Origin of the sequence: Kribbella sp. NBC_00662, assembly GCF_041430295.1 — a bacterium.
Lineage (GTDB): Bacteria > Actinomycetota > Actinomycetes > Propionibacteriales > Kribbellaceae > Kribbella.
The window spans coordinates 7,899,215-7,925,601 of the sequence record NZ_CP109029.1; the positions used below are offsets into that span (position 1 = coordinate 7,899,215).

Annotated in this window: 20 protein-coding genes; 12 read left to right on the top strand and 8 right to left on the bottom strand. The window is 69.0% G+C overall.

From position 1 onward, the window contains the following. Position 1: 1 nt before the first annotated feature. A complete protein-coding gene (gene gatC / locus OHA10_RS38835) occupies positions 2 to 298 on the bottom strand; it encodes an Asp-tRNA(Asn)/Glu-tRNA(Gln) amidotransferase subunit GatC (RefSeq protein ID WP_130448975.1) in 297 nt (98 codons plus the stop codon). A gap of 221 nt (positions 299 to 519) precedes the next feature. On the opposite strand from gatC, the gene OHA10_RS38840 reads away from it, so the two are divergent. Then, entirely contained in the window at positions 520 to 1,164 is a 645-nt protein-coding gene (locus OHA10_RS38840) for an ACT domain-containing protein (RefSeq protein ID WP_371403771.1), read from the top strand. A gap of 58 nt (positions 1,165 to 1,222) precedes the next feature. Here OHA10_RS38840 and OHA10_RS38845 read toward each other — a convergent pair whose 3' ends face one another. The 6 genes from OHA10_RS38845 to OHA10_RS38870 all read right to left on the bottom strand — a co-directional run bounded on the left by OHA10_RS38845 (position 1,223) and on the right by OHA10_RS38870 (position 8,541). Continuing rightward, complete coding sequence (locus OHA10_RS38845) at positions 1,223 to 1,447, bottom strand: hypothetical protein (protein ID WP_371403772.1); 225 nt, start codon at positions 1,445 to 1,447, stop codon at positions 1,223 to 1,225. Between the two features lie 22 nt (positions 1,448 to 1,469). Further along, on the bottom strand, positions 1,470 to 3,011 hold the full coding sequence (locus tag OHA10_RS38850; protein ID WP_371403773.1) for a hypothetical protein: 1,542 nt from the start codon (positions 3,009 to 3,011) through the stop codon (positions 1,470 to 1,472). A gap of 98 nt (positions 3,012 to 3,109) precedes the next feature. Then, positions 3,110 to 5,230 carry an NAD-dependent DNA ligase LigA gene (gene ligA, locus OHA10_RS38855; RefSeq protein ID WP_371403774.1) on the bottom strand — a complete coding sequence of 707 codons (2,121 nt, stop codon included), beginning with the start codon at positions 5,228 to 5,230 and terminating at the stop codon, positions 3,110 to 3,112. Positions 5,231 to 5,276: 46 nt separating this feature from the next. After that, positions 5,277 to 6,254: a methionine synthase vitamin-B12 independent gene (locus OHA10_RS38860; RefSeq protein WP_371403775.1), complete on the bottom strand. Its 978-nt coding sequence runs from the start codon at positions 6,252 to 6,254 to the stop codon at positions 5,277 to 5,279. Next, on the bottom strand, positions 6,251 to 7,339 hold the full coding sequence (mnmA, locus tag OHA10_RS38865) for a tRNA 2-thiouridine(34) synthase MnmA (RefSeq protein WP_371403776.1): 1,089 nt from the start codon (positions 7,337 to 7,339) through the stop codon (positions 6,251 to 6,253). The genes OHA10_RS38860 and mnmA overlap by 4 nt, the downstream gene beginning before the upstream one ends. After that, positions 7,339 to 8,541: a cysteine desulfurase family protein gene (locus tag OHA10_RS38870; RefSeq protein ID WP_371403777.1), complete on the bottom strand. Its 1,203-nt coding sequence runs from the start codon at positions 8,539 to 8,541 to the stop codon at positions 7,339 to 7,341. The genes mnmA and OHA10_RS38870 overlap by 1 nt, the downstream gene beginning before the upstream one ends. A gap of 182 nt (positions 8,542 to 8,723) precedes the next feature. Between OHA10_RS38870 and OHA10_RS38875 the strand changes: the two genes are divergently transcribed. From OHA10_RS38875 to OHA10_RS38925, 11 genes are read left to right on the top strand one after another with little or no spacing between them, the layout of a single operon-like run. Further along, positions 8,724 to 10,112 (top strand): serine hydrolase domain-containing protein, encoded by a 1,389-nt coding sequence (locus OHA10_RS38875; protein ID WP_371403778.1) that lies wholly within the window; start codon positions 8,724 to 8,726, stop codon positions 10,110 to 10,112. Between the two features lie 14 nt (positions 10,113 to 10,126). Beyond that, on the top strand, positions 10,127 to 11,719 hold the full coding sequence (locus OHA10_RS38880; protein WP_371403779.1) for an ABC transporter substrate-binding protein: 1,593 nt from the start codon (positions 10,127 to 10,129) through the stop codon (positions 11,717 to 11,719). Between the two features lie 4 nt (positions 11,720 to 11,723). Continuing rightward, on the top strand, positions 11,724 to 12,707 hold the full coding sequence (locus OHA10_RS38885) for an ABC transporter permease (RefSeq protein WP_371403780.1): 984 nt from the start codon (positions 11,724 to 11,726) through the stop codon (positions 12,705 to 12,707). Next, entirely contained in the window at positions 12,707 to 14,587 is a 1,881-nt protein-coding gene (locus tag OHA10_RS38890) for a dipeptide/oligopeptide/nickel ABC transporter permease/ATP-binding protein (protein WP_371403781.1), read from the top strand. Before OHA10_RS38885 ends, OHA10_RS38890 begins: the two co-directional genes overlap by 1 nt. Continuing rightward, positions 14,584 to 15,576: an ABC transporter ATP-binding protein gene (locus OHA10_RS38895; RefSeq protein WP_371403782.1), complete on the top strand. Its 993-nt coding sequence runs from the start codon at positions 14,584 to 14,586 to the stop codon at positions 15,574 to 15,576. The genes OHA10_RS38890 and OHA10_RS38895 overlap by 4 nt, the downstream gene beginning before the upstream one ends. Further along, positions 15,573 to 18,896, top strand: a complete 3,324-nt coding sequence (locus OHA10_RS38900) for a serine hydrolase (RefSeq protein WP_371403783.1) — start codon at positions 15,573 to 15,575, stop codon at positions 18,894 to 18,896. The genes OHA10_RS38895 and OHA10_RS38900 overlap by 4 nt, the downstream gene beginning before the upstream one ends. Next, positions 18,893 to 20,014: a M20 family metallopeptidase gene (locus OHA10_RS38905; RefSeq protein ID WP_371403784.1), complete on the top strand. Its 1,122-nt coding sequence runs from the start codon at positions 18,893 to 18,895 to the stop codon at positions 20,012 to 20,014. Before OHA10_RS38900 ends, OHA10_RS38905 begins: the two co-directional genes overlap by 4 nt. Next, on the top strand, positions 20,011 to 20,877 hold the full coding sequence (locus OHA10_RS38910; RefSeq protein WP_371403785.1) for a GNAT family N-acetyltransferase: 867 nt from the start codon (positions 20,011 to 20,013) through the stop codon (positions 20,875 to 20,877). The genes OHA10_RS38905 and OHA10_RS38910 overlap by 4 nt, the downstream gene beginning before the upstream one ends. Then, positions 20,877 to 21,974, top strand: a complete 1,098-nt coding sequence (menC, locus tag OHA10_RS38915) for an o-succinylbenzoate synthase (protein WP_371403786.1) — start codon at positions 20,877 to 20,879, stop codon at positions 21,972 to 21,974. The genes OHA10_RS38910 and menC overlap by 1 nt, the downstream gene beginning before the upstream one ends. A gap of 40 nt (positions 21,975 to 22,014) precedes the next feature. Continuing rightward, entirely contained in the window at positions 22,015 to 23,673 is a 1,659-nt protein-coding gene (locus OHA10_RS38920) for a PucR family transcriptional regulator (RefSeq protein ID WP_371403787.1), read from the top strand. Positions 23,674 to 23,730: 57 nt separating this feature from the next. Beyond that, a complete protein-coding gene (locus OHA10_RS38925) occupies positions 23,731 to 25,428 on the top strand; it encodes a hypothetical protein (RefSeq protein WP_371403788.1) in 1,698 nt (565 codons plus the stop codon). A gap of 45 nt (positions 25,429 to 25,473) precedes the next feature. Here the strand turns inward: OHA10_RS38925 and OHA10_RS38930 are convergent, their stop codons facing one another. Further along, a complete protein-coding gene (locus OHA10_RS38930) occupies positions 25,474 to 26,295 on the bottom strand; it encodes an NAD-dependent epimerase/dehydratase family protein (RefSeq protein WP_371403789.1) in 822 nt (273 codons plus the stop codon). Positions 26,296 to 26,387 lie beyond the last annotated feature (92 nt).

Consider the following 26,387-nt stretch of genomic DNA (forward strand, 5'->3'; position numbering starts at 1 on the left):
GTCAGTCCTCCTCCAGGATCCGCGGCACCCGGAAGCGCTGCTCCTCCTGGGCGGGCGCGCCGGAGAGCGCCTGCTCGGGCGTGAGGCACGGAACGTTCTCGTCCGCGCGCATCACGTTGGTCAGCGGCAGGGCGTGCGAGGTCGGCGGGATGTCGTCCGCCGCCACCTGGCTGACCTGCCCGACCAGTCCGATGATCTGGTCGAGCTGCGGCGCAAGGTGGTCGAGCTCGTCGTCGCTGAGCTCGATCCGCGCCAGTCGCGCCAGGTGCGCAACCTCTTCGCGGGTAATCGATGGCATGAACTATCCAATGAGTGCAGTAACCGGAGGTGCAAGACCGAGAGGTTCTCGGTGTTACCCCCGCCATCTTAGGGGGCGAGATGACAGTGATGTTTCGCCGTCCCCCGGCCTGTGGACAAGACCTCGATGAGATGGGCGCGCGTGTTTGTGGCTACCGCTCTGTAACATGGGCGGCGACAGGGCGTTACGCGCTTGGTGATCGGCTGGGAGATGATCGTTCGGTGTTTCTGCTGCGCTTGATCATCCCCGACCGGCCCGGTTCGCTGGGCACCGTGGCAACGGCTCTCGGCGAGGTGAATGCCGACATCCACGCGATCGAGATCGTCGAGCACCGTCGCGAGAACGGCACGGCCGTCGACGACATCGTCGTCGACCTCCCGCCCGGCGTCCTGCCCGACCGCCTCGTCTCCGCGTGCAACGGCGTGCCCGACGTCGAGGTCATCTGGTTCTCGCGGTACGGCGCCGGCGGCGGACTGCACATGGACCTCGAAGCGGTCGAGCAGATGACGTCTGCTCCCGCGGACGCGATCGACATCCTGGTCGAGCAGTCCCCCGCCGTACTGCACGCCGACTGGGCCGCGCTGCTCGACGGCACGGGCAGCGAGGTGAAGGTCGCGCTGGAGACGAGCGCGACGCCCGAGTTCGGCGACATCGCCGGCCGGTGGCTGCCGATGGAGAAGGCGACCACGCTGGAAGCGCCGGACCACAAGGGCCTTGCGGAGTCCGTACTGGTCGCGGCGCCGCTGGAGTCCGATCACCGTGTCCTGGTGATCGGCCGTCGCGGTGGGCCCGAGTTCCTGGGCTCCGAAGTTGCCCGCCTGTCCTACCTGGCCTCACTGGCCGTCACGATCCGCGCCACCGCCTGACGCCCCACCGACATGCCGAAGCCCCCGCCAAGTGGCGGGGGCTTCGCTCTGCGTGGGATCAGGTGAACTGGAAGTAGGCGAGCACCCACAGCGCGGCGATGATCAGCAGGACCACCACGCCGACCAGGGCGACGATCAGGATCGCCTGGCTGTTGCTGCCGTTCTGATCCGGGAGGTCGAACTGCGTGGGGCCCCAGGCCCCGCCGCCGTCGACACGCCGGCCCGCCTCGGGCGGTGGGGCGACCACCGTCCGCGACTCCCGCTTCTCCCGGGGGAACTTCATCCGGCCTCCGACCAACTACTTCTCAGACGTAGAACGACTCGTACGTGATCTCGACCTGCTGGGAGGAATAGCTGTCCGAGCTGTTCCCGCGGATCTCGACCCGCCAACCGGCCACATAAGAAGCGTACGACTTCCCGTCACTGTGCGCCTGGATGTACGACTTCAGCGCCGCGGTATCGCCGCCCTTGAGCACCCCGAAGGCGTCGTTCAGCGCGGTCGGCAGCGCCTTCTTCACATCCGCGGTGTCGCCGGAGGCGCTGACCTGGATGTCCTTGATGCCCTCGCCGTCGCTGGCGTAGAAGTACACCCGCTGCTGGCCGTACTTGCCGATCTCCTTGGTGCAGGAGCTCGTGCACACGTACGCCTTCGACTTCAGCGCGGCGACCATCTGCGGCTTGGTCGTGTCGAAGGTCTTGTCCGGAATGTCGAGCGACTCCTCGCCGGACTTCGCGCCGGTCAGCTCGTAGGTGTCGCCGTCGTTGCGCAGCTGGAACTCACCCCAGCTGCTGTCGATCTTCTCCGACTTCTGCCCTTGCTTGACCGCGTCCTGGACCTTTTTCACCTGGTCGCCGCCGAACGTGTCGTTGCCGACCGCCTGCAGCACCTGGTCGAACACGACCGCGGCGTTGTTGTTGTTGTCCTCGTTCACCGACTCGAACTCGATCGCGATGATCGTGCCGTCCGGCTTGAACTGGAACAGCGCCTCGGCCTGCGAGCGGTCCTCGTACTTGAAGCAACCGCGGTGCGCGCCCTGCGCGGTGTTGAACAGGTCGCTGCAGCCGAACCCGTTGCCCTGCAACTTCTCGGTGGCGTTCTTGGCCTGACCGGTCGCGTTGCCGAGCTCGCCGTTCTCGCCGCCCTTGGACTCGCCGCCGGTCGGCTGCCCGGTGGCGGTCGGGTTCGACTCCGGGGTGTCGTCACCGCCGAACTGGTGGATTCCGAGGAACACCAGCAGCGCGATCACGATGATGCCGACCACACCGCCGCCGACCACGAACGGCAGCTTGTCCTTGCTGATGCCGAGCGGGCCCTTGTCGCGACCGCCCGGACCACCGCCCGGACCACCGCCCGGACCACTGCCCAGGTTGCCCGGCTGCCACGGCGACTGCCCTTGCTGCTGCCATCCGCCCTGCCGTGGCTGCTGGGGACGCTGGCCCCACGACTGCTGCTGGTACTGCTGCGGCTGCTGTCCCCACCCCTGCGGCGGCTGACCAGGCTGACCACCCTGGCCGGGCTGCGGCCCCCAACCACCCTGCTGGCCGCCCTGGCCCGGCTGCGGACCCCAGCCACCTTGTTGCGGCTGACCGTGCGGCGATTGGCCGTGGGGAGGCTGTCCCTGTGGCGGGTGGCCCTGGTGAGGGGGCTGGCCCTGTTGTGGCGGGCGCTGGCCCCACCCGCCGCCCTGCGGCGGGGGCTGCTGCCCCCAGCCCGCCTGCTGCTGGTTGCCCTGCTGAGGCGACTGGCCGCCGTGCTGGCCGCCCTGCCCGTCCTGTCCCCCGTGCTGCCCGCCTGGCTGGCCCCCCGGCTGCCCAGGACCCCATGGCCCTTGCGGCGGCGTCGTCATATCTGCTCCTTCTGACCCACGTCTCGACGTGCAAAGTTAACAGTCCGACGGCTCAGCACAGCCGCCGGATCCACCTCGCACGAGGCAGTTGTGAATCGTTATCCCGCGTCCGCCGAACCGGTCGTCGCGACCCCGCTCGCCGCCTCGGCGCCATCCGCCAGCAGCACCTCGAACCCAGCCGCGTCCAGGATCGGTACGCCGAGCTGGACCGCCTTGTCGTACTTCGATCCGGGCGAGTCACCGACCACGACGAAGGACGTCTTCTTCGACACCGAGCTCGCGACCTTCCCGCCGCGCCCGACGATCGCCTCGGTCGCCTCGTCCCGGCTGAATCCCTCGACGGTCCCGGTCACCACGACCGACAGTCCGGTCAGGATCTGCGGAAGGCTCGGCCCGGTGCGTTCCTCGCGCATCACCACGCCTGCGGCGAGCCAGTTGTCCACGATCTGCTGGTGCCACGGCACCTGGAACCACTCGATCATCGCCTGCGCGATGGTCGGCCCGACGCCCTCGATCTCGGCCAGCTGCTCCTCGCTCGCCGAACGGATGTCGTCGATGTTGTCGAACACCTCGGTGAGCGCGGCAGCCGCGGTCGGGCCGACGTGCCGGATCGAGAGCGCGACCAGCGCCCGGGACAGGGGCTTGGTCTTGGCCTCTTCCAGGTTCGCGAGCAGTTTGCGCGCGTTCGCCGACAGGGCGCCAGCCTTGGTCGTGAAGAAGGCGCTCTCGACGAGCTTCTCCTCGGTCAGCGAGAACAGGTCGGCCTCGTTGGCGATCAGGCCGCCGGTGATCAGCGCGTCGGCCGCCTTGAACCCGAGCCCCTCGATATCGAACGCGGACCGCCCGGCCAGGTAGAACAGCCGCTCCCGCAGCTGCCCCTGGCAGTACTGCGAGTTCGGGCAGCGGATGTCGACGTCGGACTCCTTGGCCGGCGCCAGCACGGTGTCGCACCACGGGCACCGCGTCGGCATCTCCCACGCAGGCAGTCCCTTCGGACGGAGGTCGACCACCGGTCCGAGCACCTCGGGGATCACGTCGCCCGCTTTCCGCAGTACGACGGTGTCGCCGGGGCGGACGTCCTTCCGGGCGACCTCCTTGGCGTTGTGCAGCGTCGCGTACTCCACGGTGGAGCCGGCGACGCGGACCGGCTCCATGTGCGCGAACGGGGTGACGCGACCGGTGCGGCCGACGTTCACCTCGATCTCGATCAGCTTGGTGTTGACCTCTTCCGGCGGGTACTTGAACGCGATCGCCCAGCGCGGTGCGCTCGAGGTGGATCCGAGCGCGCGCTGCAGGTCGACCTCGTCGACCTTCACCACGACGCCGTCGATCTCGTGGTCGACGGAGTGGCGGTTCTCGCCGTAGTACGCGATGAACTCGTTGACTTCCTCGAGCGTGCCGACGCGGCGGGCGCGGTCGCTGACCGGCAGGCCCCAGGCCTTCAGCTGCTCGTACGCCTCCGACAGGCGGCCGATGTGATGACCCTCGACCTTGCCGAGACCGTGGACGACGAAGCGCAGCGGACGGCCTGCCGAGACCCGGGGATCCTTCTGGCGCAGCGATCCGGCCGCGCTGTTGCGCGGGTTGGAGAAGACGTCCTTGCCGGCCTCGACGAGCTGCGCGTTCAGCTCCTCGAAGTCCTCGACGCGGAAGTAGACCTCGCCGCGAACCTCCAGGAACGACGGCAGGTCCTTGCCCTTCAGCTGGTTCGGGATGCTCTTGATCGTGCGGACGTTGGGCGTGACGTCCTCGCCGGTCCGGCCGTCGCCGCGGGTCGCGCCGCTGACGAGCTTGCCGTCCTCGTACACCAGGTCGAGCGCGAGGCCGTCGACCTTGAGCTCGCAGATGAACCCGCTGTCGTGGATCTGCTGCAGCGTGACCTCGCGCTCGAGACGCTTGGCCCAGGCCTCCATCTGCTCGGCGGAGAACGCGTTCGCCAGGCTCTCCATCCGCATCGGGTGCTGCACCGGGGAGAACAGCGTGGAGATCGGGATGCCGACCTTCTGGGTGGGCGAGTCCGGCGTGCGCAGCTCGGGGTACTGCTCCTCGAGGTCCTGCAGCTCGTGCATCAGCGCGTCGAACTCGCCGTCCGAGATGATCGGGCTGGCCAGGTAGTACCGCGCCCGGTGGTCGTCGATCTCGGTGCTCAGCTCCGCGTGCCGCACCCGCGCCTCGGGCGTCGCGACCGGCTGCTCAGTGCCCTTCTCCTCCGTGCCCATGAGCAGAACTTACAGGGGCCGACCGACTATTTTGCCCAGACCGGACCTAAGCGTCGGCGGCTTCTCCGACCACGTCGACGATCCGGCGGAGCAGCTCCAGTCGCGTTCTGGCGTCGGCCGGTGACGGAGCGGCGGCGAGTCCACAGGCCGGGGTGATCACGATCTGCTTCATCAGCTCAGGGTCCAGGCCGAGTTCGCGCCAGCGTCGTACCAGCGGTGCGGCGGCGTGATCGGGCTCCGGGATCGGGCCGGTGGTCGGGACGACTCCGGCGTACAGGGTCGTGCCGGCCTCGGTTGCGATGGCGACCTGGTCCCAGGCGGCGTTGTTCAGGAGCGAGACATCTACAGCTATCCCAGCGGCGCCGGACTTGGTGAAGACCTCGATGGGCGGGCGGGCTGCGCAACAATGCACGACCGTGGGCGCGGCTGTGGTGAACAGGCTCAGGAGCTCCACAGCACCCGGACCGTCGACAGAGCGGTGTTTGCTCCAGCCAGAGGCCGTCGGCACCGCTCCAGCGAGTACGGCGGGCAGTCCGGGCTCATCGACCTGCAACACCAGCTCGGCGCCCGGCACGCGCTTCCGTACTTCGGCCACGTGCTGCTGCACTCCATCAGCCAGCGCCTGTGCCAGATCCCGCCGTGCACCGTGGTCCGCGAGCACCTTGTCGCCGCGCGGCCGTTCAATCGACGCAGCCAGCGTCCACGGCCCGGTGACCTGGATCTTCAGCGGCCCCTCGTACTCGTAGGCGTATTCCTCCAGCACGTCCAGGTCTTCCTGCAGCAACGCGCGCGCACGCCGCTGGTCCAGACTCGCCCGTGCGTCGCCACCACCGGTCAGCCGCCACCCGGCAGGCTGCAGGTCAGCAGCCAGCTCGGTCAGTACGGCGACGGTCCGGCTCAGCATGTCGCCGTACGGCCGGGCCGGGAGCTCCGGGAGGAACGGGATGTCCACCAGCTCGAGTACGGCGCGCATCCACTCGCGAATGTCGTCTCCGGGGACCGATCCGAGCCCCGTGGTCGTCATACGGCGGCCGCGACTCGCTGGACCGAGTCGATGGTGGCGGAGCCGATCACTCGGGTTCCGTCGTACAGCACGACCGCCTGTCCCGGGGCGACGGCGGAGGTGGGCTCGTCGAACGAGACCCGCACCTGGTCGCCCTGGACCGTTGCGGTCACGGCGACTTCCTCTCCGTGTGCGCGGAGCTGGGCCGCCGCCTGCAGCTCGCTGGTGGGCTCGGGTCCGCACCAACGGGGCTTGGAGGCGGTCAGCTCCGAGACCGCGAGCTCCTCGCGGGAGCCGACGGTGACCGTGCGGTCCACCGGGCTGATGTCGAGGACGAACCGCGGCTTGCCGTCCGCGGCGGGCGTACCGATCTTGAGCCCCTTGCGCTGCCCGATGGTGAACCCGTGTGTCCCCTGGTGGGAGCCGAGCTTGTTGCCCTGTGCGTCGACGATGTCGCCCGGCGCCTCGCCCAGCTGCCGGCCGAGGAAGCCCGCGGTGTTGCCGTCGGCAATGAAGCAGATGTCGTGACTGTCCGGCTTGGCCGCCACCGACAGCCCACGCCGCTCCGCCTCCGCCCGCACCTCGGTCTTCACCGTGTCACCGAGCGGGAAGAACGCATGGGCGAGCTGCTCCTGCGTGAGTACGCCGAGCACGTACGACTGGTCCTTTGCCGGATCCACCGCCCGGTGCAGCTCACGCCCGGACGCGGTGTCCACGATCCGCGCGTAGTGACCGGTAGCGACCGCGTCGAAGCCCAGCGCGAGCGCCCGCTCCAGGACGGCGCTGAACTTGACCTTCTCGTTGCAGCGCAGGCACGGGTTCGGCGTACGGCCCGCGGCGTACTCGTTGACGAAGTCCTCGACCACGTCGGCGTGGAACCGCTCGGCCAGGTCCCAGACGTAGAACGGGATGCCGATCACGTCCGCGGCTCGGCGGGCGTCGCGGGAGTCCTCGATCGTGCAGCAGCCGCGGGCGCCGCTGCGGTACGACTGCGGGTTCCGGCTGAGTGCCAGGTGTACTCCGGTCACGTCGTGGCCGGCCTCGACCATCCGCGCCGCCGCGACCGCGGAGTCCACTCCGCCGGACATGGCTGCGAGTACCCGCATCAGGTGTTCCTTCCCACGTTCTGCAGACCGGCGGACTTCGCGCGCTCCACCACCGGCCCGATGTTGTCCAGGACGGCGTCGATGTCGGCCTGGGTCGAAGTGTGCCCGAGGGTGAACCGGAGCGAGCCGCGGGCCCGCTGGTCGTCGTACCCCATGGCCAGCAGGACGTGGCTCGGCTCGGCGACCCCGGCGTTGCACGCGGACCCGGTGGACACCTCGATGCCGCGTGCGTCGAGCAGCAGCAACAGCGAGTCGCCCTCGCAGTCGCTGAAGGACAAGTGTGCGTTATTGGGCAAGCGGCCGGCCGGGTCACCCGACAGTTGCGCGCCCTCGACCGTGCTGGTGATGCCTTCGATCAGCGCGTCCCGCAGCTCGGTCAGCCGGCGCGCCTCGTCGGCCTGGTGCTTGATCGCGTGCTCCATCGCCACGGCGAACCCAGCGGTCGCCGGCACGTCCAGCGTGCCGGACCGTACGTCGCGCTCCTGTCCCCCGCCGTGCAGGATCGGGGTCAGCTTCGTCTCCTTGTGTACGACGAGCGCTCCGATCCCGTACGGACCGCCGAGCTTGTGGGCGGACACGGTCATCGCGTCGACACCCAGCTCGCCGAAGTCCACCGGCACCTGGCCGATCGCCTGCACCGCATCGGTGTGCACGGGTACGCCGTACTGCTGGGCGAGCTCTGCGATCTCCCGGACCGGCTGGAGCGTGCCGACCTCGTTGTTCGCCATCATCAACGTGATGAACGACACGGACTCCGGATCGCTCTCGACAGCCCGCCGTACGTCGTCCGGGCTCACCCGGCCGAGCTCGTCGACCGGCAGCCACTCGATCTCGGCCTGCTCGTGCTGACCGAGCCAGATCGCCGGATCGAGAACGGCGTGGTGCTCGATACCGCTCAGCAGGATGCGGCGGCGGCGCGGGTCCTCGGCCAGGCGGGACCACCACAGGCCCTTCAGCGCGAGGTTGTCGGCCTCGGTGCCGCCGGAGGTGAACACCACCTCGCTGGGCTGCGCGCCGAGCGCCGCAGCGATCGACTCCCGCGATTCCTCCACCGTCCGCCGGGCACACCGGCCCGAGCCGTGCAGGGACGACGCATTGCCGGTGCGGGCGAGGTGATAGGTCATCGCCTCGATCGCAGCCGGGAGCATCGGAGTCGTCGCCGCATGGTCCAGGTACACCGTGCGGCGGTCGGAAGCAGTCATGTCGGTTTCAAGAGTATGTCCGCCACGGATGTTCCCGCCTGTTGGGCCTGTCAGGTGGACCAGCTGCACCTGAACACCGGCTGATCATGGCAGAGCTGCTTCGTCGGATCGAACGAATTCCGGTCGGCCCGTTGTGCCGCAACACCAATACCGCGAGGGGGCGGCACGCCTAGCGTCGGCGCATGGCGACTCTGAGCGAGATCGAGACGTGGCTACAAGACCGGCTGGCGGCGCTGCTCGCCGAGCATCAGGTCCCCGGTGCGGCGGTCGGCGTACTGCTGGGCGGCGAGGTGATCGACCACGCGGCCGGCGTACTGAGTAAGTCGACCGGGGTCGAGACGACAACCGACTCGGTGTTCCAGATCGGGTCCATCACCAAGGTCTGGACGACCACGCTGGTCATGCAGCTGGTCGACGAGGGCAAGCTGGACCTCGGCCAGCCGGTCCGCTCGTACCTGCCCGAGTTCGTCATCGCGGACGAGGCCGCGGCCGCTGTCATCACCACACGGCAGCTGCTGTGCCACACCGCCGGGTTCGAGGGCGACATCTTCAACGAGACCGGTAAGGGCGACGACGCCGTCGAGAAGTTCGTCGCCACGCTCTCCACCACCACGCAGCTGTTCCCGCCGGGCGAGATGTTCTCCTACAACAACGCCGGCTTCGCGGTACTCGGCCGCCTCGTCGAGGTACTGCGTGGCACGCCGTACGACGCCGCGCTGCGGGAGCACGTGTTCACGCCGCTCGGCCTGGCCCACGCCGCGACCGATCCGTACGAGGCGATCCTGCACCGGGCCGCCGTCGGACACATCCAGCCGGAGACCGACGCCGCGCCGGTACCCGCACCGATCTGGGCGATGACTCGTGGCATGGCTCCGGCCGGCGCGATGCTCGCGACGAGCGCCCGTGACCTGCTGGCCTTCGCCAAGCTCCACCTCGACTCCGGTACTGCGGCCGACGGCAAGGCCGTCCTGAGCGCCGCGAGCGTCAAGGCGATGCAGGAACCGCAGGTCAAGCTGCCCGCGCTCGGGATGATGGGCGAGTCGTGGGGCCTGGGCTGGGAGCTGTTCGACTGGGGCGGTACCAAGGTGATCGGCCACGACGGCGGGACGATCGGCCAGAACGCCTTCCTGCGCGTCGTTCCCGAGCACGGGCTCGCCGTTGCGCTGCTGACCAACGGCGGCGAGACCATCGAGGTCTACAAGAAGGTCTTCGGCCACCTGGTCCAGGAGCTCGCCGGGCTGACGCTGCCACCGCTGCCGACACCGCCCGCCGAGCCTGTGCCGGTGGACGTGGACCGGGTCCTCGGCACATACAGCTGCGAGGTCGCCGACATCACCGTGCGCCAGGACGAGGACGGGAAGATCTGGCTCGACCAGACCCCCAAGGGCATCTTCACCGAGCTCGGTCCGAAACCCGACCCGGTCGAGCTGATCGGTCGCGACGAGCAGAGCCTGATCGCGGTCAAGGCCGAGCACGGCATGCACCAGCCGCACGTCTTCGTCGGCGACGACGGCTCCGGCCGTGCCCTGTACCTGCACAGCGGGCGGGCCCTCCGCCGCGCAGCCGTCTGATTCCCGGAGGCAACATGCGATCCGTACGCACCGCCCTCGCGGCCGGAGCCCTCGTCACCGGACTGGCACTGTCCGCCTGCAGCTCGGGCGAGCAGACCGCCCGTACCGGTCAGACCGCCGAGGGCAAGACGATGACCATGGCGATCAGCGCCGATCCCGGCAACCTCGATCCGCAGTTCACCTCGTTGTCGGTCACCATGCAGGTCGACTGGTTCCTGTACGACTCGCTGGTGGGCATCTCCCCCGACGGCAAACAGGTGCCCGGTCTGGCGGACAAGTTCGAGGGCAACAGCACCACGGCGAAGTACACACTCCGCAAGGGGGTCACCTGCGCGGACGGCAGTCCGCTGACGGCCAGCACGGTCGCGCAGAACATCAACTTCGTCGGAGATCCGGCCAACAAGTCCACGCGCATCGGCGTGTTCATCCCGCCGGGCGCCAAGGCGACCGCCGACGACGCAACCGGCACGGTCACCGTCACTGCGCCGGCTCCGGACGCGTTCCTGGTCCGCAACGTCGGTGGGCTGCACATCGTGTGCAGCAAGGGAATGAAGGACCGCAGCATCCTCAAGCAGGGCTCCGACGGCACGGGGATGTACACGGTCGCGGAGGCTGTCCCCGGCGACCATTACACGCTCACCCGACGCAAGGAGTACGCGTGGGGGCCGGGCGACTTCAAGCAGGATCAGGCCGGTCTGCCGGACAAGGTCGTGCTGAAGGTGGTCAGCAACGAGACCACTGCGGCCAACCTGCTGCTGTCCGGACAGGTCAACATCGTCGCGATCGCCGGTCCGGACAAACAGCGACTCCAGGCCCAGAAGACGTTCCAGCGGGAAGCCGGTACGCCACTGGGTGAGCTCTGGTTCAACCAGAAGCCCGGTCTGCCCACCGCGGATCTCGCCGTACGCAAGGCGCTCACGCAAGCACTCGACCTCACCCAGCTCGGCAAGGTGATCACCAGCGGCACCGGTTCGCCGGCGACGCGGCTGGTTGCCCCTGGCATGGGTCCGTGCTCCGACGACACCGTCACCGGCAATCTGCCCGGTCACGACCTGGACGCTGCCAAGGCGGCGCTCGACGCGGCCGGCTGGAAACCTGGCGCGGGCGGCATCCGCGAGAAGGCCGGTACGAAGCTGTCGCTGGTCTTCTACTACCCGACCAGCCTCGGCCCGACATTGCAGTCCGGCGCTGAGCTGCTCCAGAAGGCGTGGAGTGAGCTGGGTGTCGATGTGTCGCTCAAGGCTGTCTCCACGGCCGAGATCAGCACGGTCGTCCTGGCCGGTCAAGGCACCTGGCACGCCGGTCTGATCCCGCTGACCGTGTCCCTGCCGAGCCAGCTGGTCAGCTTCCTGTCCGGCACCGGTCCGCCGAACGGCAGCAACTTCTCCTCGATCAAGAACCCGGAGTACGACGCTGCGGTCGCCAAGGCCGCCGCGATCCCCGGCGCCGATGGCTGCGCGGACTGGGCGACGGCCGAGCGCGCGCTGTTCAAGCAGGTGAACCTGGTGCCGTTCGTCAACTCGACCGTGCCGATCTTCGGCAAGGGCGCGACGTTCGACCTGAGCGAAGGCAGCGTGATCCCGTCGTCGATCAAGATGCAGGGGTGAGCCGGTGACGACGACGACGGTCAGCGTTCCGACTCTCACCACTCACCCGTGGCTCGGCTTCGCCGTACGGCGACTGGGCCGGCTGGTCGGCTCTGTCCTGATCCTGGTCAGCGCAGCGTTCCTGATGATCCACCTGATCCCTGGTGACCCGGTTCGGGGCGCACTGGGACCTGCAGCCGCACAGAGCCTCGTCGATGCCCAGCGTGCCTCGCTGGGCCTCGACGACCCGCTCTGGCAGCAGTACGTGAACTTCCTGCACCACCTGCTCACCGGCAACCTCGGTACGTCGATCACCACCGGACTGCCCGTCTCCGACGTGATCCGGGACCGCCTACCTGCCACGGTCGAGCTGGCCGTCGCAGCGTTCCTGGTGGCGGTGCTGATCGCGGTACCGCTCGGTCTGGTGATGGGGGTCCTGACTCGCGGAGGACGCCGGCCGCGAGCCGAGTTGGGCTTCACTTCGACCGCTGTGGTGCTTGCTGCGATTCCTGAGTTCCTGTTGGCGGTTGGGCTCGTCTATGTGTTCGCGGTGACGTTGCACTGGTTCCCGGTCGCGGGGCGCGGCAGTGTCGCGTCGTACGTGCTGCCGGTGCTGTCGCTGGCTGTCGGTCCGGCCGCCGTGCTCGCACGCATCTGCCGCGTCGAACTGCTGGCCGTACTACAGACGGACTACCTGCGCACCGCCCGCGCGAAGCGACTGCCTGCCGCAGCGATCTACCTGCGCCATGCACTGCCTAACGCGGTAACAGCCACGATCACGCTCGGCGGACTGCTGCTCGGTGGCATGGTCGCCGGGACCGTGCTGGTCGAGAACGTCTTCGGCTGGCCCGGGCTCGGCAGCACGATCGTGTCCTCGATCATCGCGAAGGACTACCCGCTCGTGCAGGGCGTGGTCCTCGTGTACGGGGTCGGCGTACTGCTGGTGAATCTGGCCGTCGACGTCACGCTGGCCCTGCTCGATCCCCGATCCACCATCAGGGAGAGCTGATGCGCCGTTGGACCGCCATACTGCGGACCCCGGTCGGCGCCGGCGCCGGCCTGCTGCTGCTCGGTGTACTGCTGCTCGCCGTCTTCGCCCCGATCCTCTGGTCACATCAGGCGAACGCGATCGACACCGACCACCTGCTGCAGGGACCGTCGGCGGAGCATTGGCTCGGCACCGACAACCTCGGCCGGGACATCTTCTACCGGGTACTCGTCGCGTCACGTACGTCGATCCTGCTGGCACTGATCGCGACGTCGATCGCGGTGGTCACCGGGCTTGCGCTCGGCAGTGCGCCCGCGATCCTCGGCATGCGTGGCGGGCGGATCGCGACGGCCGTGGTGAACATCGCGGTCGCCTTTCCCGGACTGCTGCTCGCGCTGTTCTTCGCGGTCGTGTTCGGTGTGGGCGCGAAGGGCGCCGTGCTGGCGATCGGCTTCGCGGGTGCGCCGTCGTTCGCGCGGCTGACCCAGACGCTGGTCGCAGGGGTTGCGGAGCGGGACTTCATCGCCGCCGCGCGGATCGCCGGGGTCGGCCGGTTCCGGATGCTCGTGCGGCACATCCTGCCGAACATCGCCGAACCGCTCGTGGTGAACGCGACCATCGGCGCGGGCGGCACGTTGCTGGCCTTTGCCGGGCTGTCGTTCATCGGGTTGGGCGTGCAGCCGCCGGCATACGACTGGGGCCGGATGCTGGGCGAGAGCCTCAGCGGCATCTACGTGCATCCAGCCGCAGCGCTCGCTCCTGGAGTCGCTGTGGTCATTGCAGGGCTGGCGTTCAACCTCTTCGGCGAGGCAGTGGCCAAGGGTCTCGGCGTACAGGTTCCTCGCGCGCGGTGGGCCGACCGTACACCGGAAGCGACGCCCGCGCGTGACGACAGCAGCGACGCCGTGCTCGTGGTGGAGGACCTGCACGTCAGCTTCCCCGGTCCGGTCACGCCGGTCACTCCGGTCCGTGGTGTCAGCTTCACCATCCACAAAGGCGAGATCGTCGGCGTGGTCGGCGAGTCCGGCTCCGGGAAGAGCCTGACCGCGCTTGCAGTCGCCCAGCTGATCGAGCCACCGGGTGAAGTGCGTGCGGCTGAGCTGTCGTTCCTGGGTGCTCCCCTACTCGGCCGTCTGCCGGTGCGCAGTACAGCGGCGGTGCGGCGACGGCTACTGGGTACGTCGTTCGCCATGGTGTTCCAGGACCCGATGACGTCGTTCAATCCGACCAAGCGGGTCGGCGTACAACTGGCCGAGGGTGCACGCGAGCACCAGGGCCTCACCCGTCGTGCTGCGATGGACCGTGCGATCGACCGGCTGCGGGCGGTACGGGTACCTGCGGCCGAGCGCCGGGCGCGGCAGTACCCGCATGAGTTCTCCGGCGGCATGCGACAGCGGGCCATGATCGGTATGGGGCTGATGGGCGCGCCGGCACTGATCGTCGCCGACGAGCCGACCACTGCCCTGGACGTCACCGTGCAGCGGCAGGTACTGCGGTTGCTGGAGACGATCCGCACCGAGGACGACGTCGCGGTGCTGCTGATCAGCCACGACATCAGCGTGGTCGCACAGATCTGCGACCGCGTCCTGGTGATGTATGCCGGGCGCATCGTCGAGGACCTGCCGTCGACGGAGCTGGCCACCGGTGCGCGGCATCCGTACACGCGGGCGCTGCTGGCCGCAGTACCCGATCTGGACACAGCGCTCGACGAACCGCTCGCCGTGATCCCCGGGCGTCCGGTGGATCCGGCGCGGTTGCCGGACGGGTGTGCGTTCGCGGCGCGGTGTGCGTTCGCGTCGGACCGGTGCCGGGCCGAGGACCCGGTGCTGATCGATCAGGTGGCGTGCTGGCATCCGCAGGCGCAGGCTGAGTACTCGAGCTTCCGGACGGGGCAGGGATGAGCGAACTGCGCTTCGAAGACGTGACGGTCCGGTACGGCCGCACGCTCACAGCTGTCGACGGCGTCGACCTGACCGTGCCGTCGGGTCAGGTGGTCGGACTCGTCGGCGAGTCGGGGTCCGGCAAGTCGACGTTGGCCCGTGCGGCAGTGGGGTTGGCCGAGCCTGCGGGCGGACGGATCCTGCTGGACGGCGTACCGCTGCTGCATCCGCCGGGTGCGCGGCGGCCGCTGCAGATGGTGTTCCAGGATCCGTACTCATCATTGGATCCACGGATGACCATCGGGGACTCGATCGCCGAGGCGATGCCCAGAGCGGATCGTCGACGCGACGAGGTGGTCCGGCTGCTCGAGCTCGTCGGGCTCGACGCCGACCGCGTCTCGGCGTACCCCGGTGCGTTGTCGGGCGGTCAGCGGCAGCGAGTCGCGATCGCGCGGGCGCTGGCCGGCAAGCCGGAGGTGCTGATCGCCGACGAGATCACCTCCGCACTGGATGTGTCGATCCAGGGCACCGTGCTGAACCTCGTCCGCACGCTGCAACGCGAACTGCGGTTGTCGATGCTGTTCATCTCGCACAACCTGGCCGTGGTGCGCTACGTCAGCGACATCGTCGCGGTCATGTACCTGGGCCGGATCGTCGAGGTCGGCCCGGCGCGCGACGTACTCGGCAACCCGCAACACCCTTACACCAAAGAGCTTCTCGCTGCGGCTCCGCGACGCGGTTCGACCTCGTTGCCGCCGCCGGACGAGGCTCTGGTCGCGGACGCCGAGCCGGCCGATCCGCATCATCCGCCGGCGGGCTGCCGGTTCCATCCGAGGTGCCCGATCGGTCCGCTGATCCGGACCGACCGTGAGCACTGTCTGACCCTCGATCCCACCGCCGAGGCCGACCATCGTCTGCACCGCGCCGCCTGTCACCACGCAGCCGGCGTACTGCGGGCCGTCGGCTCGAACCCGCCTGTACTGCAGGAACTCAAGGAGGACTCCCAGTGACCCGACGTCTGCGCATCGACGACCTGACCGAGCTTGCCGTACCTGAGCAGCCGGCGCTGTCGCCGGACGCCACCCAGCTCGTCTACGTCCTCCGGACCACCGACGCGAAGGCCGATCGCACGCTCCGGAGTCTGTGGCGGATCCCGGCCGCCGGCGGTACGCCGCAGCAGCTCACCCGCGGCGACGCGGACTCAACACCCGTCTGGTCGCCGGACGGGACGCAGCTGGCGTTCCTGCGGGCGAAGGACGGGCCTGCGCAGATCTGGCTGCTGCCGGCCGGAGGTGGTGAGCCGGAGCAGCTCACCGAGCTGCCACTCGGTGCGGGAGCTCCGAAGTGGAGTCCGGACGGGACGCGGATCGCTTTCGCTGCGCCGGTCGACATCGCGGCCGGTAGCGACGGTGAGCACGCGCCGATCACCACAGAGCGGCTGGACTACCAGGCTGACGGCGCCGGCTGGCTGCGGACGATCCGCAAGCATCTACACCTCGTGGATATCGAGTCAAAGGAGTGCCGACAGGCCACCGAGGGAGACTGGCACGCCGGCGACCCGGCCTGGTCACCTGACGGTGCGAAGCTCGCCTTCGGAGCTGCTACCGCACCTGACGCGGATCTGACTCCCACCGCCCCTGCCTACGTGCTCGACGCATCGGATGCCAAGGCCAAGCCGCAGCTGGTCGGTCTGACCGACGGACTGGCCGGCACGGTGACCTGGACCGCGGACGGCGCCGCACTGCTCATCGTCGGCATGCTCTCGGGGCCGGTCGGTCATGCAGGTCTTCTGAAGCTTTCGCTGGACACGGGCGACGTGGCGAACCTTGCGGCACCGCTCGACCGCAACGTGATGTCTGGAGGTGCTGCGTACCCCGGCGCTCTACCGACGTTGGTGGACGAGGGCCGCACCGTCGTCTTCGCTGCGCGGGATCGTGGGTGCACGCACCTGTTCTCGGTGCCTGTTGAGGGCGGCGTCCCTGAGCATGTGTTCGGCGAACCGGGACAGGTCGTGTCCGGGCTGTCCGTCTCCGGTGGTGTGGCGACGTTCGCGCTGAGCACGCCTACGTCGTTCGGGGAGATCGTCACGCTGGACCTGGCGACCGGCACGGCGACAACGCGGACGACGTACGGCGAGAAGGTGCCCGAAAGCTTCGTCCGGGTCGAGCGCGAGTTCACCATCTCCGACGGGACCGTGGTGTCCGGGTGGCTCGTCCGCGACCCGGCCGCCGACGGACCTCAGCCTTTGCTGCTCGACATCCACGGCGGTCCGCACAACGCGTGGAATGCCGCAGCCGACGAGGTGCACCTGTACCACCAGGAGCTGGCGGCGCAGGGCTGGACCGTGCTGCTGCTCAACCCCCGCGGCAGCGACGGATACGGCGAGCAGTTCTTCAACGCAGCACTCGGAGCCTGGGGTACGGCGGACGCGCGCGACTTCCTCGAGCCGCTCGACGAACTGGTTGCCGAAGGCATCGCCGACGCCGACCGCCTGGCCGTCGCGGGCTACAGCTACGGCGGATTCATGACCTGCTACCTGACCAGCCGCGACGACCGGTTCGCCGCCGCAGTCACTGGCGGCGTGGTCAGCGACCTCACCAGCATGGCCGGTACGTCGGACATGGGTCACTTCCTCGACGTCTACGAGCTGAACAGCTCCACCGACTACAGCTCCATGTCGCCGTTCGCCGAGGTCAGCAAGGTGGCGACGCCGACACTGATCCTCCAGGGCGACGCCGACGTACGCTGCCCGATCGGACAGGCCCAGCAGTGGCACACCGCGCTCCGCGAGAACGGCGTACCGAGTCAACTGGTGCTCTACCCGGAGGCCAGTCACCTGTTCATCGTGGAGGGCCGGCCGTCCCATCGCCTCGACTTCAACCGTCGCATCCGCGACTGGGTCGAGCAGTACGCCGGTGACGCGAGCGGTCCGCGCCGGGCGAAGATCGACGCGGCGCACTGGCAGCGTCGACTGACGACGCTGGCGGCACGGCACGGCGTACCGGGTGCGACGCTCGGCATCCTGCGGGTGCGGCCGGGAGCGGACGACGAGCTGGTGGAGGCGGCGACCGGCGTACTGAACAAGGACACCGGAGTCGCGGCCACGACCGATTCGGTCTTCCAGATCGGTTCGATGTCGAAGGTCTGGACGGCGACGCTCGCACTGCAGCTGGTGGACGAAGGACTGCTCGACCTGGACGCACCGATCAGCCAGGTGCTCCCCGAGTTGCAGCTGGGCGATCCGGACGTCGCGAAGCAGGTGACGATGCGGCATCTGCTCACCCACACCAGCGGGATCGACGGCGACGTCTTCACCGACACCGGTCGAGGTGACGACTGTCTGGAGAAGTACGTCGATCTGCTGGCAGAGGTCGTACAGAACCATCCGCTCGGCGCGACGTGGTCGTACTGCAACTCCGGCTTCTCGCTGGCCGGTCGGGTGATCGAGAAGCTCACCGGGTCCACCTGGGACCAGGCGCTGCGGGACCGGCTCATCACACCACTCGGCCTGCAGAACACAGTCACGCTGCCAGAAGAGGCGCTGCTCCGGTCGGCCGCGGTGGGACACGTCAGCGAGGGCGAAGAAGAGCCGAAACGCACACCGGTCTGGGGACTTCCCCGCTCGCTCGGACCGGCCGGACTGATCACGTCGACCGTGGCGGATGCGCTGGCGTTCGCACGACTCCACCTGAACGATGGCGTCGCACCGGACGGGTCTCGTTTGCTCAGCGAGGCCTCGGTTGCGGCGATGGCCGCGCAGCAGGCGGAGCTGCCGGACAAGTACTCGCTGGGTGACTCGTGGGGGCTCGGCTGGATCCGGTTCGGCTGGGACGGCCGGCGGCTGATCGGGCACGACGGCAACACGATCGGCCAGGCTGCATTCCTGCGGGTGCTGCCGGACGAAGGACTGGCCGTCGTACTGCTGACGAACGGCGGTCACACGCGTGACCTGTACCAGGACCTCTACCGGGAGATCTTCGACGAGCTGGCCGGCGTCTCGATGCCGACGCCGCTAGCTCCTCCCGCGGAGCCGCCGGTTGTCGACGTACGCCGGCACGTCGGTCGGTACGAGCGCGCCAGCACGATCCAGGAGGTGCTGGTCGACGACGAAGGTCCGCTGCTGCGGATGACGATCACCGGTCCGTTGGCCGAACTGCTGCCGGAGCCGACGGAGGAGTTGCGGATGACGCCGGTCGACGAGAGCGGCGACCTGTTCGTGGTCCGTGCGCCCGGGGCGCTCACGTGGACTCCGGTGACGTTCTACTCGCTGCCGACCGGCGAGAAGTACCTGCACTTCGGGGTCCGCGCTACGCCGAAGGTCAGCGGATGACCGAGCTGGTCGAGCGGTTCGCGGCGCGGTTGCCGCAGATGCTCGCGGATCTCGAAACCCTGGTGACGTGTGAGTCGCCGTCGTCGGATGTCGCGGCGGTGGCTCACAGTGCGGACGTGGTCGCCCAGCTCGGAGCGGAGCGGCTGGGCGCCGAACCGGAGTACGTCGTGGTCGACGGCTGCACGCATCTGCGCTGGCGGCTCGGTGACGGGCCGCGGCGGGTGCTCGTACTCGCACACCACGACACCGTCTGGCCCCTCGGCTCGCTGACCACGCATCCGTTCACGAACGAGGACGGCGTACTGCGGGGGCCGGGCTGCTTCGACATGAAGGCCGGCCTGGTGATGGCTCTGCATGCGATCTCCACGTTGTCATCGGCAACTGTCACCCTGCTGGTGACCGGGGACGAGGAGCTGGGGTCACCGTCGTCGCGAGAGCTGATCGAGTCCGAGGCGGCGGGATGCTCGGCCGCTCTCGTGCTGGAGGCGTCGGCGGATGCCGGTGCGCTCAAGCTCGAGCGGAAGGGCGTGTCGGTCTACGAGGTGCGGATCACGGGGCGGGCCGCACATGCGGGGATGGAGCCGGAGCTCGGCGTCAACGCCTCGGTCGAGGCGGCACACCAAGTCCTTGCCATCAGCAACCTCGGCGACGCCGGGCGGGGTACGACGGTCACGCCGACAGCACTGACCTCGGGGACGACACGAAACACCGTGCCCGCCGCCGCGGCGTTCTTCGTCGATGCCCGTGCCTGGACCGTCGAGGAGCAGCTGCGGGTCGACGAGGCGATGCACGCACTCCGACCGGTGTTGCCCGGGAGTTCGCTGGAGATCATCGGCGGGCCGAACCGGCCGCCGCTGGAACGCAAGATGTCCGAGGAGCTGTACACGCGAGCCTCCCGGCTCGCGGTCGATCTGGGCCTGCCGGCCATGCGCTCGGTCGCTGTCGGCGGCGGATCGGATGGCAACTTCACCGCGGGGATCGGTACGCCGACCCTCGACGGACTGGGCGCCGTCGGTGGTGGCGCACATGCCGACGACGAACACGTCGTGGTCGCCGAACTCGCCCCGCGGACGGCTCTGCTGGCCGCCCTGCTGACCGACCTGTTGGACCGGCCATGACGCTCGATCTCAGCCCGTCGATTGCCGCCGCTACCGAGGCGGGTATCGACGCGGCGGCAGCGGCCGGAGTACGGGTACGTGAGTTGCGGGAGCTGGCGGAGCTCGACGAGGTCTACCGGTTGTACGACTCGATCTGGCGGCCGGATCCGAGCAATCCCCCGGTGACGACCGAGCTGCTCCGGGCATTGACGAAGGCCGGCAACTACGTCGGCGGCGCGTACGACGGGGACGAGCTGATCGGCGCCTGCGTCGGGTTCTTCTCGGCGCCGGCGGAGGTCTCGATGCACAGCCACGTCGCCGGTGTGTCGGGGGCGGCGCGCGGCCGGAACGTCGGATTCGCCCTGAAACTGCATCAGCGAGCCTGGGCCTTGCGCAGAGGTGTGTCGACGATCTCGTGGACGTTCGATCCGTTGATCCGGCGCAACGCGTACTTCAACGTGGCGAAGCTCGCGGCACGGCCGACGGAGTACCTGACGAACTTCTACGGCGACATGCGCGACGGGATCAACAGCGGCGACGACACCGATCGGTTGCTGGTGCGGTGGGAGCTGGACGCTCCGGCTGTCGGCGCCGCAGCGGCTCGGCGGTCCGCGATCACCGACATCGGTTTGATGCCTGGGGCAACGGTTGCGCTGGCGAGCGGGGCGGACGGGCGGCCGAGGGTTGCCGGCTCCGCGGGCGACGACGTGGTGCTGGTCGCCGTACCGCCTGATGTCGAGGGGTTGCGGCGTACGGATCCGGGCGCCGCGAAGGCGTGGCGGGCCGCGTTGCGTGAGGTGCTGGGCGGGTTGCTGGCGAATGGTGCGCGGGTGACCGGGTTCGATCGGGCCGGATGGTACGTCGTCGAGCAGAAGGGTTTGTGATGAAGCTGACCGGATTCGAACTGCGGCGGATCTCGATGCCGTTGGTGTCGCCGTTCCGGACGTCGTTCGGCACCGAGACGACGCGGGACGTGCTGCTCGTGCGCGCCGTGAGTACGGAGTCCGAGGGGTGGGGCGAGTGCGTCGCGATGAGCGGACCGCTGTACTCGTCGGAGTACGTCGACGCGGCGGCCGACGTACTGCGGCGGTTCTTCGTACCCGCGCTGGCTTCGGTGGACTCCGCTGTGGGGGTCGGGCCCGCGTTGAGCCGGTTCCACGGGCATCGGATGGCCAAGGCCGCGGTGGAGACCGCCGTACTCGATGCCGAGTTGCGGGCCGAGAACCGTCCGCTGGCACGTGAACTGGGTGCGGTGCGGGATCGGGTGCCGTGTGGTGTGTCGGTCGGCATCATGGACTCGATCGGCGAGCTGCTCGATGCGGTGGGCGGGTATCTCGAGCAGGGCTACGTGCGGATCAAGCTGAAGATCCAGCCGGGGTGGGACGTCGAGCCGGTGCGCGCCGTACGCGAGCAGTTCGGCGACATCCTGCTGCAGGTCGACGCCAACACGGCGTACACACTGGCCGATGCGCGGCACCTGGCTCGGCTCGATCCGTTCGATTTGTTGCTGATCGAGCAGCCGCTGGACGAGGAGGACGTGCTGGGGCACGCGGATCTGGCCCAGCAGATCAGGACTCCGGTCTGTCTGGACGAGTCGATCACGTCGGCGCGCGCCGCGGCCGCCGCGATCCGGCTGCGCGCTTGCGCGATCGTCAACATCAAGCCGGGTCGTGTCGGCGGCTATCTGGAGGCCCGGCGCATCCATGACGTCTGCGTCGCCAACGACATCCCGGTCTGGTGCGGCGGCATGCTGGAGACCGGCATCGGCCGCGCCGCGAATGTTGCCCTGGCCGCCCTACCTGGGTGCACGCTGCCCGGTGACACGTCGGCCTCGGACCGCTACTACCGAACCGACATCACGCCGCCGTTCACACTCGACAACGGGCATCTGCCGGTGCCGACCAGCCCTGGCATCGGGATCGAGCCCCTGGAGGCCGAACTGGCGGCGGTGACGACAAGTACCGAATGGCTGCCGATTTGACGCTTGGACAGGACCTACGCTGGGGGTTCGGAGGTGAGCGGTGACGAATCGACCGCGGGCAAGCCTCGGCCGGGTTCTCGACGACCTGGGCGCGACCTTGCTGGAGCTCGTGCACGGGGACCCGGATCGGCCGGCGGAGATCGGCGGGATCGTCATCCACGATCCACTCGACGAGCCCGTGCTCCCCTCGCACGCGCTCGTCCTCGGCGTCGGTCTCCACGAGCCCGACCGGATCGCCGACGTACTGCATGATCTCGGCCGGCAGCAGGCCGCCGGGCTGGTCGTCCGCTCCCCCATCGCGGCCGGCGACGTCCTGGCCGCCGCTGTGGCCGAGTCGGGCGTCGCGCTGCTGGCTCTGACTCGCGGCGCGTCGTGGGACCAGCTCGCCGTACTGCTGCGGTCCCTCCTCGCCGACGGTGATGTCGGTGAGGTGGAGACCCTCGCCGGTATGCCGTCCGGTGATCTGTTCGCGCTCGCCAACGCTACGGCGGCTTTGCTCGATGCGCCGGTGACGATCGAGGACCGCAGCTCGCGGGTACTCGCGTTCTCGGGACGCCAGGACGAGGCCGACACGGCGCGGGTGGAGACCGTGCTCGGCCGTCAGGTGCCGCAGCGGTACTTCCGGCTGCTGACGGAGTACGGCATCTTCCGCGAGCTGTACCGCACCGACCGGCCGGTCCACGTGCCGCCGTTGCCGACGAACGGCGAGACGTTCACCATCCCGCGGGTCGCGGTCGCGGTCCGCGCCGGGGACGAGATCCTCGGGTCGATCTGGGCCGCCGTACGCGATCCGCTCACCGCTGAGCGTTCGCAGGCGCTGTGCGACGCGGCGAAGTTGGTTGCCTTGCACATGCTTCGCATCCGCGCGGGTGCCGATGTCGAGCGTCGTCTGCGCGCCGATCTGGTCAGTACGGCGCTGGAGGGGGGCGCCGGCGCCCGTGCGGCCCTGGACCGGTTGGGCCTGGCCGGCCAGCACCTCGTCGTACTCGCTCTGGGAATCATCGCCTTCGACTCGGACGAGTCCGTCGTCGCCGAGCTCGCGGGTGAATCGCTCGTCAGCCAGGCCGGGCTCGCCGGGGAGCGTCAGCGGTTGGCCGATGCGTTCGCCATGCACCTGGGGGCTGTGCACCCGCGGGCAGCAGCTGCGTTGGTCGGCGATGTCGCTTACGGACTGATTCCGGTCCGCCCCGACCGGACCGACGGCGAGGAGCGCGCCGTACGGATCGGCAAGCACTTCCTCGAACGGATCGGCGACCGCGTCACCGCCAGCATCGGAGTCGGCCCGGTGGTTGCCGAGGCCGCGCACCTGCCCAACGCACGTGCCGGTGCCGACCGCGCTCTCCGGGTACTGCGAACCGGCCGTGGCGCACCCCGTGTCGCCCGACTCGCTGACGTCCACGTCGACACCCTCCTGCTCGAACTGCGCGACCTGATCGAAGCACGCGGCGACGAGCCGACCGGTCCGATCGCCCGGCTCGTCGCGTACGACCGCCGGCACAACACCGACCTGGTCGAGACCCTGCGGGCCTGGCTCGACGCCTTCGGCGACGTCGCAGCCGCTGCCGCGGCGGTCTACGTGCATCCGAACACCTTCCGGTACCGCCTCCGCCGGCTGGCCGAAGTAGGCGGGCTGGACCTCGACGACCCCGACTCCCGCTTCGCCGCAATGCTGCAACTCCGGCTCGTCCCCACCACCTGATGACCCGCTGGCACGTCATCCTTCCGGAGAGCAATCGCGGACGAGGGGACGGGGCACATGACCGACTGGTGGCGGGAACGGCGGCAGAACGAACAACTCGAGGACCTGCAGAGCGAGATGTCGTACGCGCGGCAGCAGACGTCGCGACTGCAGTCGCAGCTGTCTCAACTCCAGGGCGGTCTGCAGGAGCGGGTCAATCGCCTCTCCACCGCGTTTGACGCGTTTGTCGAGCTATCTGATCTCCGGTATGAGATGGCCGGCTTCTTGGAGGCTGCTGAGCTGCGGCGCTACGCGACTCGCGTGTTGACTGCGATGGCTTCTGGTGCGCCGCTTCCGCCGGTTGGCGAGCCGGTGCCGGAGTACTGGTTGGGACCGGCGACTGAGGCGCTGGTCAACGGCGGGCAGGACGAGAAGGCGCTTGCTACGGCGATGGGGCTCGACGAGCGTCGTACGTCGACGTTCCTCGCGCTGGCGCTGGCTGCGCTCGGGGAGCGCCATCGGGTGCGGACCGAGTGGCTGGATGTGGCGTTCGGCGTACTGCCTTCGGATGGGACTGTTACGCGGGTGCAGCGGGTGTTGTGGGCTACTGCGGCGCGGGGTGGGTTCGGGGCGGACGGACTGGCGCTCGTGGTCAAGCGGCTGCAGTCGGTCGCACCACCCGCAGACGGCTGGCTCCCCAAGCTCGAGAAACGCGGCGAGGCCCCTCGCACCTCCAGCGCCCGCTTCGAAGCCGTAGCCGAACAGGAAACCGCCCGCACCCGCCTCACCCGAATCCGCACCGCCATCGACTCAATAGCCAGCAACACCGAAGCCCGCGAACCTTCCCCCACCCTCAACTACCTCCCACCCAACGACGCCTCCACCAACCCCCTCGAGCACGACACCACCCGCGACCGCGGGCACGCCCCCACCGCCTCGGCACCCAACACCCCACGCACCACCCGGCACGACACCACTCGTGACCTCAAGCGTGGCTCGGGGCGTGGTTCCAGGGGGCGGGAAGGCGGGCGTGAGCGGGGTTCGGGTGTGGAGGGAGCGGCGGCACCGGACAGCACCGCGGGGCTGTTGCGGCTGTTGATCTCCGAAGGGAGTGAGCCGGAGCGTGAGTCGCTGGCGCGCGTCGCCGTACTGCGTGGTCAGATCAGCGGCGCCGGTGAATCTGCCGTCGAGCGCCTCGAGGACTCGGTCGGCACGGTCGAGGAGCTGCTCGCCGACGACCTCGCCCAGACCGATGACCCACACCTGGCAGCCGCCGTACTCCGCGTCATCGGCCCGTCAGTTCTCCCGGCGATCGAAGATCTAGCACAGATCGCCGGCCGGCCGAGCCCGACGCAGATCGACGTGACCGGCGAATCACACACGATCGCGATCCACCCCGACGGCCCCGACCAGCTCCAACTCAACACAGCCCTGTCGTCGATCAAGCAGTCCGCCGGCACCGTGTCAGCCGGCAAGTACGCCGTACCGGCCGTCCTCGTCGGCGTCGGCGCGGTCCTCGCGATCGGACTCGGCTTTGTGAACGCGATCTGGATCGTCGCCGGCCTGATCCTGATCGGCATCGGCGCCTTCCGCTACTGGAACATCCGCACCGCCGCCAAGAACGACCGAACCGCAGCCGCCGACCGAGCAACCCGCCTCACCGACCGCTGCACCACCGCCGCTACCCAACTGGCCGACTACACAAAGTCCACCGAGTCCCGCCAAACCTCCGTCACCACCGACCTCAATACCATCCGCCAACACCTCACCAACTAACCCACCAGCCCCACCGGGGCCACGCTCACCCGCAGGTGGGATGGGTTACTGGGTGCGCCAGGTGCTGTGGTGGGTCCAGTTGATGATTTCGGCGGCTAGGTGGCTGTTGAAGAGCGACGTGGTGCCTGTCAGGGCGGTGTGGGTTTTGGTGTGGGTTTTGGTGTGGGGTGAGTAGCGGGCGAGGAGGTCTGCGGTTGGTTCTCGGCGGCCGGTGTCTTCGGCGGCTATGACTAGGGTGGCGAAGGGGGTGTGGCTGCGGGGATGGAGGGAGAGAACGCAGGCGCGGGCGGCTTCGCTCAGGTCTACATAGCCCCAGAGGTTGCGGCGGTTTTCCTCGGGTGGGGCGTCGGCGATGTAGCGGCGTACCTCGTCGGGGGTAAGGATCCAGTGGAAGCGTAGAGCGGTGACCTGTACGCCGCGACGGGCGTACGTCTGGCCCATCCGTTCGAGCACGTCCTTGGTGAGCGCGTACGGGTCGACGTAACGGAGCTCGGTGTTCTCGTCGATCGGGACGTCCGGCGTGCCGAGCTCCTCGGGTGACCAGGCGGTGCCGTAGATCGAACCGCTGGAGGCGAGCACGGCCGTGCGGATGCCTTGCTTCCAAGCCTCTTCGAGAGCGTTGAACGTCGTGATCGTGTTGAGCTCCAACAGACGGACCGGCTCGATGTTCTCGGGGCTGGCGATGCCGGCGCAGTGCACGATCGCATCGGCACCGCGGAGCGAACGGGCGACCGCCTCCCGGTCCATCAGATCGACCGGGTCAGGCCCGGTGACGTCCGCCTCGATCACCTCGTGGCCGGCAGCAACCAACTGCCGGCAGACCTCCGCGCCCAGCTTGCCTCGTGCTCCACTGACCCAGATCCGCATCTACCGCATGCTAGCCGGGGCATTTCAGAGCCGATCGCCTGATACGTGCAGCGGGCCGGCTCGGGAGGGGAGCCGGGCCGGCCCGCTGCAGC

What these genes read in the sequence shown, in the direction of transcription:
- gatC (WP_130448975.1), bottom strand. Translation starts at nt 298, where the DNA reads ATGCCATCGATTACCCGCGAAGAGGTTGCGCACCTGGCGCGACTGGCG.
- OHA10_RS38845 (WP_371403772.1), bottom strand. Translation starts at nt 1,447, where the DNA reads ATGAAGTTCCCCCGGGAGAAGCGGGAGTCGCGGACGGTGGTCGCCCCA.
- OHA10_RS38850 (WP_371403773.1), bottom strand. Translation starts at nt 3,011, where the DNA reads ATGACGACGCCGCCGCAAGGGCCATGGGGTCCTGGGCAGCCGGGGGGC.
- ligA (WP_371403774.1), bottom strand. Translation starts at nt 5,230, where the DNA reads ATGGGCACGGAGGAGAAGGGCACTGAGCAGCCGGTCGCGACGCCCGAG.
- OHA10_RS38860 (WP_371403775.1), bottom strand. Translation starts at nt 6,254, where the DNA reads ATGACGACCACGGGGCTCGGATCGGTCCCCGGAGACGACATTCGCGAG.
- mnmA (WP_371403776.1), bottom strand. Translation starts at nt 7,339, where the DNA reads ATGCGGGTACTCGCAGCCATGTCCGGCGGAGTGGACTCCGCGGTCGCG.
- OHA10_RS38870 (WP_371403777.1), bottom strand. Translation starts at nt 8,541, where the DNA reads ATGACTGCTTCCGACCGCCGCACGGTGTACCTGGACCATGCGGCGACG.
- OHA10_RS38875 (WP_371403778.1), top strand. Translation starts at nt 8,724, where the DNA reads ATGGCGACTCTGAGCGAGATCGAGACGTGGCTACAAGACCGGCTGGCG.
- OHA10_RS38880 (WP_371403779.1), top strand. Translation starts at nt 10,127, where the DNA reads ATGCGATCCGTACGCACCGCCCTCGCGGCCGGAGCCCTCGTCACCGGA.
- OHA10_RS38890 (WP_371403781.1), top strand. Translation starts at nt 12,707, where the DNA reads ATGCGCCGTTGGACCGCCATACTGCGGACCCCGGTCGGCGCCGGCGCC.
- OHA10_RS38895 (WP_371403782.1), top strand. Translation starts at nt 14,584, where the DNA reads ATGAGCGAACTGCGCTTCGAAGACGTGACGGTCCGGTACGGCCGCACG.
- OHA10_RS38905 (WP_371403784.1), top strand. Translation starts at nt 18,893, where the DNA reads ATGACCGAGCTGGTCGAGCGGTTCGCGGCGCGGTTGCCGCAGATGCTC.
- OHA10_RS38910 (WP_371403785.1), top strand. Translation starts at nt 20,011, where the DNA reads ATGACGCTCGATCTCAGCCCGTCGATTGCCGCCGCTACCGAGGCGGGT.
- menC (WP_371403786.1), top strand. Translation starts at nt 20,877, where the DNA reads ATGAAGCTGACCGGATTCGAACTGCGGCGGATCTCGATGCCGTTGGTG.
- OHA10_RS38925 (WP_371403788.1), top strand. Translation starts at nt 23,731, where the DNA reads ATGACCGACTGGTGGCGGGAACGGCGGCAGAACGAACAACTCGAGGAC.
- OHA10_RS38930 (WP_371403789.1), bottom strand. Translation starts at nt 26,295, where the DNA reads ATGCGGATCTGGGTCAGTGGAGCACGAGGCAAGCTGGGCGCGGAGGTC.